General features: G+C 66.3%; 11 protein-coding genes. 1 reads left to right on the forward strand and 10 read right to left on the reverse strand.

Annotation, left to right across the window (positions count from 1 at the left end):
• Positions 1-160: 160 nt before the first annotated feature.
• The 10 genes from ACZBJS_RS40430 to ACZBJS_RS40475 form a co-directional block, all read right to left on the reverse strand.
• Positions 161-1,045: an ABC transporter permease gene (locus ACZBJS_RS40430; protein WP_229191400.1), complete on the reverse strand. Its 885-nt coding sequence runs from the start codon at positions 1,043-1,045 to the stop codon at positions 161-163.
• Positions 1,042-1,998 (reverse strand): ABC transporter permease, encoded by a 957-nt coding sequence (locus ACZBJS_RS40435; RefSeq protein WP_057015154.1) that lies wholly within the window; start codon positions 1,996-1,998, stop codon positions 1,042-1,044. Before ACZBJS_RS40435 ends, ACZBJS_RS40430 begins: the two co-directional genes overlap by 4 nt.
• Before the next feature lie 3 nt (positions 1,999-2,001).
• Entirely contained in the window at positions 2,002-3,549 is a 1,548-nt protein-coding gene (locus ACZBJS_RS40440) for an ABC transporter substrate-binding protein (RefSeq protein WP_057015153.1), read from the reverse strand.
• On the reverse strand, positions 3,546-4,571 hold the full coding sequence (locus ACZBJS_RS40445) for an ABC transporter ATP-binding protein (protein ID WP_463440165.1): 1,026 nt from the start codon (positions 4,569-4,571) through the stop codon (positions 3,546-3,548). Before ACZBJS_RS40445 ends, ACZBJS_RS40440 begins: the two co-directional genes overlap by 4 nt.
• Positions 4,568-5,644 (reverse strand): ABC transporter ATP-binding protein, encoded by a 1,077-nt coding sequence (locus ACZBJS_RS40450; RefSeq protein ID WP_463440166.1) that lies wholly within the window; start codon positions 5,642-5,644, stop codon positions 4,568-4,570. Before ACZBJS_RS40450 ends, ACZBJS_RS40445 begins: the two co-directional genes overlap by 4 nt.
• The gene (locus ACZBJS_RS40455) at positions 5,644-8,076 is read right to left on the reverse strand and encodes a CaiB/BaiF CoA transferase family protein (RefSeq protein WP_463440167.1); all 2,433 of its coding nucleotides are present in this window, start codon (positions 8,074-8,076) and stop codon (positions 5,644-5,646) included. Before ACZBJS_RS40455 ends, ACZBJS_RS40450 begins: the two co-directional genes overlap by 1 nt.
• Before the next feature lie 173 nt (positions 8,077-8,249).
• Complete coding sequence (locus ACZBJS_RS40460; RefSeq protein WP_463440168.1) at positions 8,250-9,686, reverse strand: amidohydrolase family protein; 1,437 nt, start codon at positions 9,684-9,686, stop codon at positions 8,250-8,252.
• A 104-nt stretch (positions 9,687-9,790) separates the two neighbouring features.
• Complete coding sequence (locus tag ACZBJS_RS40465) at positions 9,791-10,816, reverse strand: ABC transporter substrate-binding protein (RefSeq protein WP_076824351.1); 1,026 nt, start codon at positions 10,814-10,816, stop codon at positions 9,791-9,793.
• A gap of 44 nt (positions 10,817-10,860) precedes the next feature.
• The gene (locus tag ACZBJS_RS40470) at positions 10,861-11,637 is read right to left on the reverse strand and encodes an ABC transporter permease (protein ID WP_050425957.1); all 777 of its coding nucleotides are present in this window, start codon (positions 11,635-11,637) and stop codon (positions 10,861-10,863) included.
• Between the two features lie 2 nt (positions 11,638-11,639).
• On the reverse strand, positions 11,640-12,494 hold the full coding sequence (locus ACZBJS_RS40475; RefSeq protein WP_229191405.1) for an ABC transporter ATP-binding protein: 855 nt from the start codon (positions 12,492-12,494) through the stop codon (positions 11,640-11,642).
• Between the two features lie 201 nt (positions 12,495-12,695).
• Here ACZBJS_RS40475 and ACZBJS_RS40480 point away from each other — a divergent pair, with 201 nt between their 5' ends.
• On the forward strand, positions 12,696-13,454 hold the full coding sequence (locus tag ACZBJS_RS40480) for a GntR family transcriptional regulator (protein ID WP_168858912.1): 759 nt from the start codon (positions 12,696-12,698) through the stop codon (positions 13,452-13,454).
• Positions 13,455-13,588 lie beyond the last annotated feature (134 nt).

The raw sequence follows: 13,588 nt of genomic DNA on the forward strand, positions 1-13,588 counted from the left end.
CCTCGCTGCCATCGACAAACCTCCGCCCATCAACCCCAGCCGTCGGAAATCAACCATCTCACCTGACCAGATGGAGCTCCACTATGCCTGAATTTCCCCGGACACCCCTGCTGCAAGCGGGGCGAGGTGATGAGCGCGCGGCATCCCGTACACATTTGCACTAGCGATCCTTCATGGTCGGATCGAGCACGACACGCAAGGATTCCCCGAGCGCATTGAACGCCAGGGAGACGACGAGAATGGCAAGACCCGGCGCATACATCTGCTCCGGGGCGATTTCCATGTATTGATAGGCACGCGCCAGCATCGCGCCCCAGCTCGGGTCCGGCGGCTGGATGCCGAGGCCGAGGAACGACAGGCTGGCTTCGGCCAAGAGGGCAGCGGCGAGCAACAGCGTCACCTGCACGATGACCGGCTGCAGCGTGTTCGGCAGCACGTGCCGCCACAGCACATGCCATGTCGGCGCGCCGAAGCCCCTGGAGGCGTCGACATAGAGCTCCTGCCGCACGATCAGCGTGCGGGCGCGGACGATGCGCGCCAGCGCCGGAAACATCGTGATGCCGACCGCGATCATGCCGTTGGTCAGCCCGATGCCGAGCGCGCCGGTGACGGCGATCGCCAGCACGATGGCGGGGAACGACAGGAAGGTGTCGATGATGCGGCTGATGATGTCGTCGATCAAGCCGCCGAAATAGCCGGCGATCAGGCCGACCGGCAGCCCGATCAGAACCGCGACGCCGACCGCAAGCAGGCTGGCATAGACGGTGGCCGGCGCGCCGTAGATCAAGCGGGAGAAGATGTCGCGGCCGAGATCGTCGGTGCCGAGCAGATGGGCCGGCCCCGGCGGCGCCAGCATGTTGTTGACGTCCTGCGCGGTCGGCGCATAGGGCGCGATCCAGGGCGCGCCGATCGCGACGACGACGAGCACCACGAGCACCAGGATCGACAGCGCGGCGCGGAGGTCGCCGGCGAGCCAGCGCGCGAATCGCCGCAGCCGCGTCGGCCTCGCCGGTGCCTTCAGGGGAGCGAGCACCACCTCGGTCATTGCTCGATCCTCGGATCGACCGCGGCGCAGAGCAAATCGGTGATCAGGTTCACCGCGATCACAACCACCACCATGGTGAAGACGACGCCCTGCACGATCGGGAAATCGCGCTGGATCGCGCCGCGCACGATCAGGCTGCCCAGGCCGGGAATGGCGAACACCGCCTCGATCACCACGGTCGCCGCCAGCATGCGGTTGACCAAAAGGCTGATGATGGTGAGCAGATTGACGCCGACATTCTTCAGGCCGTGCTGCCAGAGGATGCGGGACATCGACAGCCCCTTGGCATGCAGCGTGCGGACATATTGCGATGACAGCACCTCCAGCAGCGCCCCGCGCAGCTGGCGCGCGACCTCGGCCATACCGTAGGCCGCGATCGCGATGCCAGGCAGCAGCGCATGCCTGATCGCATCGACCGGCGAGGCGCTGAAGGATTTTGCGCCGGTCGCCGGCAGCCAGTTCAGCTTCAGCGAGAATTCCGCCACCAGGATCATCGCGAGCCAGAAGCCGGGCACCGCGACGCCGAGCGACGCCAGCATGCTGATCAGCTTGTCGATCCAGCCGTTCGGCTTGATCGCGGCCATCACGCCCATCGGGATGCCGGTGACCAGCGCCAGCGCCAGCGCGATCACGACGATCAGCAGCGTGTTCGGAAACGCGCGCCCGATCGAGTCCGCGACCTTCTCGCCGGTCAATAGCGATTGCGAGAGATCGCCTTGCGCGACATTGCCGAGCCAGGCGCCGTATTGCACCAGGAACGGGCGGTCGAGGCCGTAGATCTTCCTGATCTCGGTGATCCGCGCGTCGGTCGCGTTGTCGCCCGCCAGCGTCACGGCGATGTCGCCGGGCACCAGCTTGAGTAGCGCGAACACCATGAAGGTCGCGAGCAGGATCACGGGCAGCGCCTGCACGAGGCGGCTGCCGACGACCTTGACCGGTGACCGTCGCGCCATCGCCTAACTCCCGAGCCAGACGTCGTCGTATTTCGGCTTGCCAAGCAGGTTCGGCCGATAGCCCTGCACCTTCTTGTTCATGGCGACCAGCTCGAACTGGAACGCCAGCGGCGCGACAAAGGCGTTCTCCATCACCAGCCGCTGCACGGTGGAAAACGCCTTGCGCCTGGTGTCGATGTCCTCCGAGGCGCGCGATTCCTTGATCGCGGCCTCGAGCTCGGCCGGCACCGGCGCGCGGCCGCCATTGTAATAGGCGTCCTTGGTGAACATCAGCGAATAGGTCAGGCTCGGGTCGGGCCGGCCGGTCCAGGCCGAGAGCAGCCCTGCCCCCTTCTTCTCCGGACCGAAGAAGGCCGCGGAAGCTTCCGCGATCGGGGCGTTGACGAAGCGCACGCCGATGCCGGCCTTGCGCAATTGCTCGATCAGGATCTCCTGACGCTGCACCGAATCCTGGTCCGGATAGCCGCCGAGCTCGATCTGGGTACCCTCCTTGAAGCCGGCCTCGGCGAGCAGCTTGCGCGCTCGGTCGGGATCATAAGGATAGAGTTTTGCGACCTCCGCGTCGTATGCCCAATGCGCCTTCGGCAGGTTCATGTAGGCGGGCTCCGCAAGACCTGCGAGCGCGGCCTTGACGAAGGACTCGCGATCGATCGCGAAGTTGAGCGCCTGACGGACCTTGAGATTGTCGAACGGCGGCTTGGCCCAGTTGAGGAAGATCTGAAGCACGTACAGCGTCGGGCCATGCACCACCTTGACGCTCGAGGCGCGCTCGATGATCACCTTCTGCCGCGGCGGCAGCTGGTAGATCAGATCGTTCTGCCCGGCGGTGACCGAGCGGGCGCCGGTGGTGAGCTCGGGAATGATCGAGATCTCGATGGCGTCAGGAAGCGGCCGCTCCGGCTTCCAGTATTTCTCGTTGCGCTTGACCACGATCTTCTCGCCGTCGGCCCAGCTGACGAACGAATACGCGCCGGCGCCGACCGGCTTGCGCGTCACGACGCCGCCCTCGGCCGCCTTCAGCGCCGTCGGCGACACCATCATGCCGGCGCGGTCGGAGAGGATGCCGGGGAGCGCGGTATCCGGTGTCTTCAGCTTCAACGTCACCTGCTGCGGGCCGGTGACCTCGACCGCGGCGACCGAGAGCAGATCGGCCTTGATGTTTGACTTCGCATCGCTGCGGTTGCGCTCGAGATTGAACTTGACGGCTTCCGCATCAAGCGGCGTGCCGTCATGGAAGGTGACGCCGGCGCGGATGTTGAGCACCAGCGTGGTGGGGTCGGTGAACTTCCAGCTTTCGGCAAGGCCGGGCTTCGGCTTCAGCGTGTCGAATTCCCATTCGGTCAACGTATCGTACATCGTGAACAGGAAGGCGTGGTCGGAGCCGGCGCCGCCGGTCGCCGGATCGAGGCTCGACGGATTGGCCGGCGCCGAGATGCGCAAGGTGCCGCCCTTCTTCGGCGCGCCTTCCGCAAACGCACGGCCGCTGAGCGTGGTGCTGGCCAATGCGCCCGAGATCAGCGCCATGGCCTCGCGTCGTGTCGTCATTGTCATGGCGTCGTCTCCGGTTGTGAGTTCGGCGAAAAATTCAGGCGGTCGGCGAAATGGCAGGCCACCCAGTGATCGGGCTTCAGCTCGCGCCACTCCGGCACGCGGTCGGTGCAGAGCGGCTGCGCGTGCGGGCAGCGGGTACGGAAGCGGCAGCCCGAGGGCGGATCGATCGGGCTCGGCACCTCGCCCTGCAGGACGATGCGGCTCTCCTGCCGCATCGTGGACGGCAGCGGCCGCGGCTCGGCCGACAGCAGCGCGATCGTGTAGGGATGCAGCGGCCGCTCGGCGACCTCCTCGGTCGGCCCGAGCTCGACGAACTGGCCGAGATACATCACCGCGACGCGCTCGCTGATATGCGAGACCACGGCGAGATCATGGGTGATGAAGACGTAGGTCAACCCGAGGTCGCGCTGCAGTTCGGCAAACAGATTGAGCACGTCGCCGCGGATCGACATGTCGAGCGCGGCCACCACTTCGTCGCAGACGATCAGTTTTGGTTTGAGCGTCAGCGCGCGGGCGATCACGACGCGCTGCTTCTGGCCGCCGGACAGCTGGTGCGGGTAGCGCGCGCCGAACTCCTGCGGCAGGCCGACGCGCTCCAGCGCCTCCCGCGCCTGCCCCTCACGCTCGGCGCGGCTGCCGACACGTGCGAGCTCCAGCGGCTCCAGCACCGAGGCCAGAATGGTCATGCGCGGATTCAGCGCGGCGTTCGGGTCCTGGAAGATGATCTGGTAGTCGCGGCGATGGTTTTGAAACTCCCGGCGTGGCAGCGCCGTTGGATCGATGCCGTCATGCAGGATGGCGCCGGCGCTGGGATTGAGCAAGAACACCAGCGCGCGGCCGATCGTGGTCTTGCCCGATCCGGACTCCCCGATGATGCCGAAGGTCTCGCCGCGGCGGACGTCGAAATTGACGCCGTCGACCGCCTTCACGGTGGCGCGGCGGTCCGAGGTCTGGAAGCGGACCTGAAGGTCGCGCACCGAGACGATGGCATCGCGGCGGGGCTCGGCACCGGCTGTGGTCATTGCGTCGCGACCTTCGCAGCAGCCGGCGCGCCAGGCGGATGCAGCGCGCCCGGCAGATTGAGCTCGGCAAAGCGCCAGCAACGCACCCTTCTGCCGCCGCCGGCGTCCTGCAGCTTCTGCTCGGCCTCGCAACCTTTGGCCGCATGCGCGCAGCGGGCCCGGAAGCGGCAGCCATTCGGCATCTCCGCGATCGACGGCACCCGGCCCGGGATCGACGGCAGCCGGCCGTGGCGCGGGCTCAAATGCGGCAGCGAGCGCAACAGTCCGGACGTGTAGGGATGCAGCGGCCGCACCAGCGCCTCGTCGACCGTGGCGTCCTCGATCACCTCGCCGGCATACATCGTGATCATCCGCGTGCAGGTCTCGGCGACGACGCCGAGATCGTGGGTGATCAGCATCAGCGCGGTCTTCGAGGTCTCGCTGATGTCGCGCAGCAGCTCGAGGATCTGCGCCTGCACGGTGACGTCGAGCGCGGTGGTCGGCTCGTCCGCGATCAGAAGCTGCGGCCCGCAGATCAAACTCGCCGCGATCATCACGCGTTGGCGCATGCCACCGGACAGCTGGTGCGGATAGTCGTCGATCCGCCGCTCGGGCGAGGCGATGCCGACGCGGCGGAGCATCTCCAGCGTTTTGGCGCGCGCCTCCTCATGGGAAACGTCCGTATGGACGCGCAGCGTCTCGGCGATCTGGTGGCCGACGGTGAAGACCGGGTCGAGCGCGCTCATCGGCTCCTGGAAGATCATCGCGATCCGCTTGCCCCGGACCGCGCGCATCTGCCGCGCGCTGCAGGAAGCGAGATCGACGCCGTCGAACAGGATCTTGCCGTCGAGGCCGGCAAAATTGCCCGGCAACAGCCGCAGGATCGACAGGCCGGTGATGGTCTTGCCGCAGCCGCTCTCGCCGACGATGCCGACGCGCTCGCCGGGCGCGATGTCGAAGTCGACGCGGCGCGTCGCCTGCCAGACGCCCTGCGCGGTCTTGAAGCGGATACCGAGCCCGTGCACGGACAATAGCGGCGGCGCGCCGTCGCGCGCACCCTCCGCCCTGCGCTGTGCCGGCTGGCCTGCGTCCATCAGCCCGCCGCCCGCTTCTTTTCTTTCACCAGCTGCTCCTCCATCAGCATCTCGGTGCCGATGATGCCATCGCGGGCGAGCTCATCGAGCTCGGCGTCGGAGAGCCGGAGCATGCCGCCAAGGATCTCGCGGTTGTGCTCGCCGAGCGTCGGCGGCACCGAGCGGATCGCGAACGGCGCATCGCTCTCCCGGAACGGCATCGACGGCTGCGGATGTCGCCCGATGAACGCGCGGTCGACATGCTGGATGAAGCCGCGCGCGTGGAGCTGCGGATCCTCTAGGAGATCGATCGGCAGCCGCGCCACGCCGGAGGCAACGCCGGCAGATTGCAGCGCGGTCATCGCCGCATCGGCATCGCGCGCCGCGGTCCAAGCCGTGATCGCAGCCTCGATCTCGGCCTCGATGGCGCGGCGGCCCGCGGCCGTCTTGAGTGCCGCGTCCGCTGCCCAATCCTCGCGGCCGAGCAGCCGGGCGAGCTTCGGCCACATCGCGTCGTCGGACGCCGCGACGACGATCCAGTTGTCTTCTCCGGCGCAGCGAAAGCAGCCATGCGGCACGAAATCGGGATGGCGGTTGCCGTATTTGGTCGGCGGCTCGCAACTGGTCGAATGCGCCACGATCCAGGGCGCGGCGAACGGCATCATGCATTCGATCTGGGCGAGATCGATGAACTGCCCCTGTCCCGTCAGTTTGGCGTGGATCAGCGCGGTCAGCACCGCGGCGGCGCCGTTGAGCCCGCCGACGGCGTCGCCGAACGCGGTATGGCTCATGACCGGCGGACCATCGGGATCGCCGACCACACTGGGCAGGCCGGAGCCCTGCTCCAGCGTCGAGCCGTAAGCGCGGCAGTCGCGATGCACGCTGCCGGCACCGAACGCCGACATCGACATCATCACCAGCTTGGGATTGATCTTGCTCAGCACGTCGTAGCCGAGGCCGAGCTTGGGCAGCACCTCGACCGAATAATTGTCGACCACGAGGTCGGCATCGGCGAGCAGGCGCTTGGCCAATTCAAGCCCCTTCGACCGGGTCAGATCGAGCGTGATGCCGCGCTTGTTGCGGTTCATGATGCAGTAGCGCACCGACTTCTCGTACATCTGCTCCAGCACATAGGCCGGACGGCGGTCGACGCCGCGCCACCAGTCCGGATACTGGGTCGCCTCGATCTTGATGACGTCGGCGCCGAGATCGGCGAGCGTGCGGGTGCAGATCGGCCCGGCCCAGCCCATCGAAAAGTCGACGACGCGGATGCCCTCGAGCGGCAAGCGATCGGTTGCAGCGGGCTTGGGCGCCGGCACGCGCGGCGCAGCCTCGCGCCTCGCCTGCTGCTCGCCGAGATCAGGCACCCGGCCGCCGCGCAGCGGCGGCGTTGCGGTCAGCCGCTGCATCGTGCCGGCGGAAAAGCCGGTCTCGTCACCGATGGTGATCGGGACGATGGCGCCACGCGCACGCTTCTCCTCATCGGCGATGAGATCCGCGACCTCCGGCACCGGCACGATCGGAATCTTGCGCTTGAGCCCTTCGGCGAACCATTCCTGCGCGGTGCGCTGCTTCAGCTTCGGCAGGATCTTGGCTTCGATCTCGGCGACATGGCGCAGCCGGTCGACCCCCATGACCAGTGTCGGATCGTCGCGCAGCTCGTTGAGCCCGAGCATCTCGCAGAACGCGCGCCACTGCGCCGGGGTCACCGTGGTGACGCCGAGCCAGCCCTGCTTGGTCTCGTAGATGCCGACCGGAAAGGTCGGCCAGAACCGGTTGACGCCGATCCGCCGCATGATGTCGCCGCGCTGGAATGCCTCGAACATGATGTATTCGGTGACGGCGATAGAGGCCTCGAACAGGCTGAGATGGTTTTCGCGCCCGCGCCCGTCCTGCATGCGCCCGAGCACCGACGATGCGGCGGCGATGAAACCCCACAGCCCGCCCAGAATCCCGATCTGGAAATCCGGCGCATGCATCGGCGGCCCCTGCTCCGGACCGACCAGCTTCACCAGCCCGGTCAGCGCGCGGATCGTGGAGTCGGTCGCCACGAAATTGGCGTAGGGACCGCGATCGCCAAACCAGGCGAGGTCGAGATGGATCAGGCCCGGATTACTCTGCTTGATCGCGTCGAGATCGATCTCGGGACAATCCGCCGCAGCGATGCCGCGCCCGTCGAGCAGGATGTCGCAGCCGGCAATCAGCTCCCGCAAGCGCGATACCGCACCCGCATCGCGCGTGTCGAGGACGACACTCGACTTGTTGAAGTTGAGGAACGCAAACCACGCGCTCCGGCCTTTGGGCGTCAGCGGCGCGGTGCGGCGAAGCGGATCGCCGTGCGGCGGCTCGACCTTCTGTACATCGGCGCCGAAATCGGCAAACAGCCGCGCGCAATAGCTCGTCGCCGCAGCACTTCCGATCTCGACAATCCGCAGATGCGATAACGCGCCCATCAGGCTTCCTCCCGACACATGACCAGCCGGTGACAGCGACTGATTCAGTCTTCTTGTTGGGTGAACTTGAAGCCGCGCCGACTGTGTGATGCAAGTGGAATTTTCTTCCGCTTGACGGAATTAGCGAGCGTATGACCGAAGTTGCTGCTCAGCGCGAAGCGAAGATTGTGCAGCTAATTGCAGGTGAGCTGCGCTTCGAACCAGTGTTGCACTGAGTTCGACAATCGCGGCCATGCGCGCAAGACATGCGCGTATGTGGCCGCGCTCGCGCGGGTGATGCCGCGCAGTTCCTGCTCAATGGCGGGGAGATCAACACCGAGGCACCGGCCGGCCTTGGCGACGCTGCGACCATCGACCACAAGCTCAGAGATCAGCGACGCATTGCCGCGTGCGAACAGCAGATCGAGCGGATCGGCATCGAGAATCTGATCACGCTCGAGGCGGTCGAGATCGATGCTGACGAAATCGGCCGGCGCACCGACCGCGAGCTCGCCGGTGCCCGGCGCGCCGGTGGCGCGGCGGCCGTTGCGGATCACGAGCGTGAAGAATTCCTGAGCAGTCCATGTACGCTTGAAGCCGAGACCACCGTGCATCATCTGCACCAGCCGCATCTCGCGCAGCACGTCGTCATCCTCATCGAGCGCGAGGCCATCGACGCCGACCGCGATTGCACAGCCGCAGCCGTGCGCCGCCGCGATCGGTGCCAGCCCGGAGCGCAGATGCAGGTTGGAGGAGAAGTTGGTGACAATGCGCGCGCCCGACGCCGCGATCATCTCGAGCTCGTCGGGCCGCGCGTGGATGCAATGCGCGAGCGTCAGCCGCTCCGAGAGGAAACCGATATCGCGGAGATAGCGCACGATGCCGCCGGGAAAATGCTGGTCGGCCCAGGTGCGCTGGTAGGTGGTCTCGAGCAGATGCATGTGGATGCGGCGGCCGGTCCGTACCGAGTTCTCCGCGACCGCCTCCAGCAGCGGCTTCGAGCACCACTGCACCCCGGCCGGCCCAAGCTGCACATCAACCTTCGGCCCGCCGATCGCCGCCGCGATCGCGTCGGTCAGCTCGATATACGCTTTTGGCGACATCGGGGCCCGCACGAACAGCTGTTCGATCGTCTTGCGGTCATCGGCCGGAAGACCTGACAGCACCGCTTCGCTGTCGCCATAGACGATCGGGTTCTGGTCGCGCACCGCGATCGCAAAGGCGATGCGGATGCCGACATCGCCGGCGGCGCGCGCGATCGCCCTGGCTTCATCGACGAGCGGCATGGTACCGCTCGGGCGGGTGTAGTGCACCATCATCGCCGCGCAGCCGGCCTGCGCCGCGCGGGCAAACGCCGAGGCCGCGGTGAGATAGGGATCGACCGGCGTGCCGACCACCGTGCGCAGGATCCAGCTCTCCAGCGGCATGCCGACCGCGCCGAAGCTCGAGGCGCGCGGGCGGGCGTGGTCGTGGGCGTCGACGAAGGCGGGAAGGATGAGGGAACGCGGGCCTGTCGCCGGGCGCGCGGCTTCGGAAATATCGGTGATGACGCCGCCGTCGTGACGGAGCACGACGTCGTTGCGGATGTCGTGGTCAGAACCGCAGAACAGACGGGTTGCCGTGACGTCCATCGGTCCCTCCGCCGTCATTGCGAGGAGCGGAGCGACGAAGCAATCCATCTATTCCCGTGCCGAAGAATGGATTGCTTCGCTTCGCTCGCAATGACGAGTTAAACTTAATTCGCCGTATACACCAGCTCCCGCTCCGCGCGTGGCGGCAGGAATTCCCGCGAAAACACTTCGGCCGGGGCCGGCGTGCGGGTGAGCTGGTAGCCTTCGACGATGAAGCCGATGGCGCGCGCCATGCGGTCGTCCTTGACGTCGCCGATGCCGATGTCCTTCATCTCCGGCGAGACGATCAGCTTCTCGAAGGAATATTGCAGCCGGCGCTTCTCGACATCGACATTGATCAGATTGTCATAGTTCAGCGCCGCCTTCATGGCCGCGTTCTGGTCCTTGGCGACCGCGATCGCGCCCTTGTTGATGGCGCGCACCAGACCGGCCACCGCCTTCGGGTTCGAGGCGATCAGCTTGCGCGAGACCATCACGCCGTTGGAATAGAGGTCGAGCCCGTAATCGCCGAACGAGAACCATTTGAAGTCCTTGTCGGGGTCCTGGCGGTTCAGCACCAGGTTGAAATAGCTCGTGATGTTGAACACCAGCGCGGCGTCGATGTCGCCCTTGATCAGCATCGGCTCCTGCAGGTTCGGCGCCATGTTGGAGACCTTGATCTTCTCGCCATCGAGCCCGTTCTTGTGCACGAACACCGGCAACAGCCGCGTGGTCGGCGTCCCCTGCGCGCCGCCGAGCGTGTGGCCCTCGAAATCCTTGATCGTCTTGATGCCGCTCGAGTTCTTGGCGACGATCGCGAATGGCGGCTGGTTCCACATCATGTAGACCATGACCGGCGCATCCTGCGGCTTGGTCGCGGCGTTCTGGATGATCGCATTGACGTCGCCGAAGCCGGCGTCATAGGCGCCCGACATGATGCGCGTCACGGTCGCGCCGGAGCCTTCGCCCTGGTCGATCACGACGTTGAGGCCCTCTTCCTTGAAGTAGCCGTTGTCCTTGGCGTAGAAGAACGCGGCGTCCGAGCCTTGCGTCTTCCAGCCCAGCGTGAACTTGATGGTGGTGTCCTCGGCGCGCGCGGGACCGGCGACCAGGGCCAATCCCAACAGCGCGGCGCTTACTTTTCTCAGCATCGAGATCTCCTTAAGCTTCATTGCTTGACGGTCGACGAAGTGTCTCAAGTGGCGATGACATTGTCCTTGCGTGTCGCCCAGCCGGTGACCTGGCCCTCGATCAGCGAGAACAGGACGTAGAGCGCGACGCCGAGACCGGCGAGCACGAACAGTCCGGCGAACACCAGCGGCACGTTGAAATTGGAGGACGCCGTCATCATGACGTTGCCGATGCCGCGGTTTGAGGCGACGGTTTCCGACAGCACCGCGCCGACGAAGGCGTAGGAGACCGCGACCTTCAGCGAGGCGAAGAAGAACGGCATCGTCCTCGGCAGGCCGACATTCCAGAGGATGTCGAACTTGCTGGCGCCGAGTGCCTTCAGCACATCCTCGAGCTCGGGTTCGGTGGTGGCAAGACCGGTGGCGATATTGACGACGATCGGGAAGAAGCAGATCGACAACGAGGTCAACACCGCCGGCACGGTACCGGAGCCGAACCACAGCACGAAGATCGGCACCACGGCGACCTTCGGGATCGACGAGAAGCCGACCAGCAGCGGATAACAGGTGTCGTAGGCGGTTTTTGACACCCCGATCACGGCACCGAGCGCGACGCCGAGCGCCACGCCGAGCACGAAGCCGATCATGGTGGTGACCAGGGTCTGCACGATGTGCGGCCATAGGATCGGGAATTTCTCGAACAGCGTGACGAAGATTTGCGACGGCCGCGGCAACACGAGGTCCGACATCCCCGTCATCAGGCAGAACAGCTCCCAGGCGACGAAGAACAGCACGATCAGGGCGGCGGACCAGGCCTTCTGCCTGATGTCTGACACGGACATGGTCAGGCTCCCTCGCGCGCCGCGCTGCGCGCATCGACGATGAAGGCGCGGAGCTTCTGGTTGAGCGCGACGAAGTCGGGCTCAAAGGTCATCGCCACGGTGCGCGGACGGGCGAAGTCGACCCTGGAGTCGTCGAGGATGCGGCCGGGCCGCGCGCTCATCACGCAGATGCGGCTGGCGAGGAAGCCGGCCTCGCGCAGATCATGGGTGACCAGCAGCACGGTCGGCCTGTGGGTCATCCAGAGCTGCTGAAGGATTCCCCACAGCTCCTCGCGGGTGAACTGGTCGAGCGCGCCGAACGGCTCGTCGAGCAGCAGCATGCGCGGCTCGTGGATCAGCGCGCGGCACAGATTGGCGCGCTGGAGCATGCCGCCGGAGAGCTGCCACGGATAGCGGCCACCAAAGCCCTTCAGCCCGACCTGCTCGAGCAGCGTGTTGGCCTTGTCGCGGAACTCGGTCTTGCGCAGCTTGCGGAACTGCGAGCGGAACGGCTCGACGATCTTCAGCGGCAGCATGATGTTCTTTTCGATCGTCATCCACGGCAGCATGGTCGGGTTCTGGAACGCCATGCCGACCCGCACCGCGCGCGCCGCGACCTCGCGGCCGCCGACGATGACGACGCCGGTGGTCGGCCGCGCCAGGCCGGAAACCAGCCGCAGGATGGTGGACTTGCCGCAGCCGGACGGGCCGACCAGCGCGACGAACTCGCCGTCGGCGATCCGCAGCGTGGTTGTCGACAGTGCCGGCACGGCGCGGGCGCCGCGGCCGAAGGTGACGGAGGCGTCCGACAGCTCGATCGCGGTCGGCGCGGATCCGGCGGCCATCGGCTCGCCGGCAAATTCGGAGTTTGGTTGCATGCGCATCACGAGCAAAGTGCATGCAAGCCGGATGCCAGCGGCAGCGGCGTTGAAAATCAAGGAGATCGCGCGTTCCCCGCCTCAAAGGCCGGATTCCTTTTGGGCAATCCGCGGCTCAAACTGCATGCAATTCGAGCGCCCGATTGCTTTGGCGGTATGATAAAGAGGCGTTCGAAGCACCTTCGAGAGGGATTCGCGGCAATGGCGGGGCGCGCCGACAGCAGCAAGACGGCTGAATCGTCAGACAAGGTCAGCGTGATCTGCCGCGCGCTGCGGCGCGCGATCATCGAGCAGGCGCTGGAGCCCGGCGCCAAGCTGCCCGAGGATTCGCTCGGCGAGCGTTTCGGCGTCAGCCGCACCATCGCACGGCATGCGCTCGGGCAATTGGCGGCCGAAGGCCTGGTCGAGCTGCGCCGCAACCGCATCGCCGTGGTGGCGACGCCGAGCTGGCAGGAGGCGCGCGATGCTTTCGATATTCGCATCGAGCTCGAGCGGCTGGTGGTGCGGCAGCTCGCGGGCAAGCTGACCAAGGCGCAGATCGCCGAGCTGAATGCCCATGTCGACGCCGAGGATCGCGCCCGCGACGGCACCGACGCGGTGTCGATCCGGCTCGCCACCGAATTCCACATCCTGCTCGCCCACATGACGAACAGCCCGATCCTGGTGCGCTATGTCAGCGAGGTCGCCTACCGCTGCTGCCTGACGCTGTCGCTGTACAGCCGGCCGCATTCGTCGGAATGCGCGATCAACGAGCACCGCGCGATCATCGCCGCGCTGGCGAAAGGCGACGTCGACAAGGTGATGGGGCTGATGCACAGCCATCTGGATTCCGTGGCGACCCGTGCGCTGGTCGCGCCAAGCCCGCAGCGCGGCCGCGATCTGCTGGATATTCTGGCCCCCTATGCCGACGAGGCAACCGGCGAAAAGGTGGTGAAGCTGCCGAATGCGGCGCGGCGCTGATGCTCTTACCTCGCCCCGCCTGCGCAGGGGTGTCCGGGGAAATTCAGGCATAGTGGAGCTCCATCTGGTCAGGTGAGATGGTTGATTTCCGACGGCTGGGGTTGATGGGCGGAGGTTTGTCGATGGCAGCGAGG

The organism is Bradyrhizobium sp. KZN70725, assembly GCF_055264925.1.

Coding starts and splice junctions, on each gene's coding strand:
- ACZBJS_RS40440 (WP_057015153.1), bottom strand. CDS start 3,549: ATGACAATGACGACACGACGCGAGGCCATGGCGCTGATCTCGGGCGCA.
- ACZBJS_RS40455 (WP_463440167.1), bottom strand. CDS start 8,076: ATGGGCGCGTTATCGCATCTGCGGATTGTCGAGATCGGAAGTGCTGCG.
- ACZBJS_RS40435 (WP_057015154.1), bottom strand. CDS start 1,998: ATGGCGCGACGGTCACCGGTCAAGGTCGTCGGCAGCCGCCTCGTGCAG.
- ACZBJS_RS40470 (WP_050425957.1), bottom strand. CDS start 11,637: ATGTCCGTGTCAGACATCAGGCAGAAGGCCTGGTCCGCCGCCCTGATC.
- ACZBJS_RS40475 (WP_229191405.1), bottom strand. CDS start 12,494: ATGCAACCAAACTCCGAATTTGCCGGCGAGCCGATGGCCGCCGGATCC.
- ACZBJS_RS40480 (WP_168858912.1), top strand. CDS start 12,696: ATGGCGGGGCGCGCCGACAGCAGCAAGACGGCTGAATCGTCAGACAAG.
- ACZBJS_RS40450 (WP_463440166.1), bottom strand. CDS start 5,644: ATGGACGCAGGCCAGCCGGCACAGCGCAGGGCGGAGGGTGCGCGCGAC.
- ACZBJS_RS40465 (WP_076824351.1), bottom strand. CDS start 10,816: ATGCTGAGAAAAGTAAGCGCCGCGCTGTTGGGATTGGCCCTGGTCGCC.
- ACZBJS_RS40460 (WP_463440168.1), bottom strand. CDS start 9,686: ATGGACGTCACGGCAACCCGTCTGTTCTGCGGTTCTGACCACGACATC.
- ACZBJS_RS40445 (WP_463440165.1), bottom strand. CDS start 4,571: ATGACCACAGCCGGTGCCGAGCCCCGCCGCGATGCCATCGTCTCGGTG.
- ACZBJS_RS40430 (WP_229191400.1), bottom strand. CDS start 1,045: ATGACCGAGGTGGTGCTCGCTCCCCTGAAGGCACCGGCGAGGCCGACG.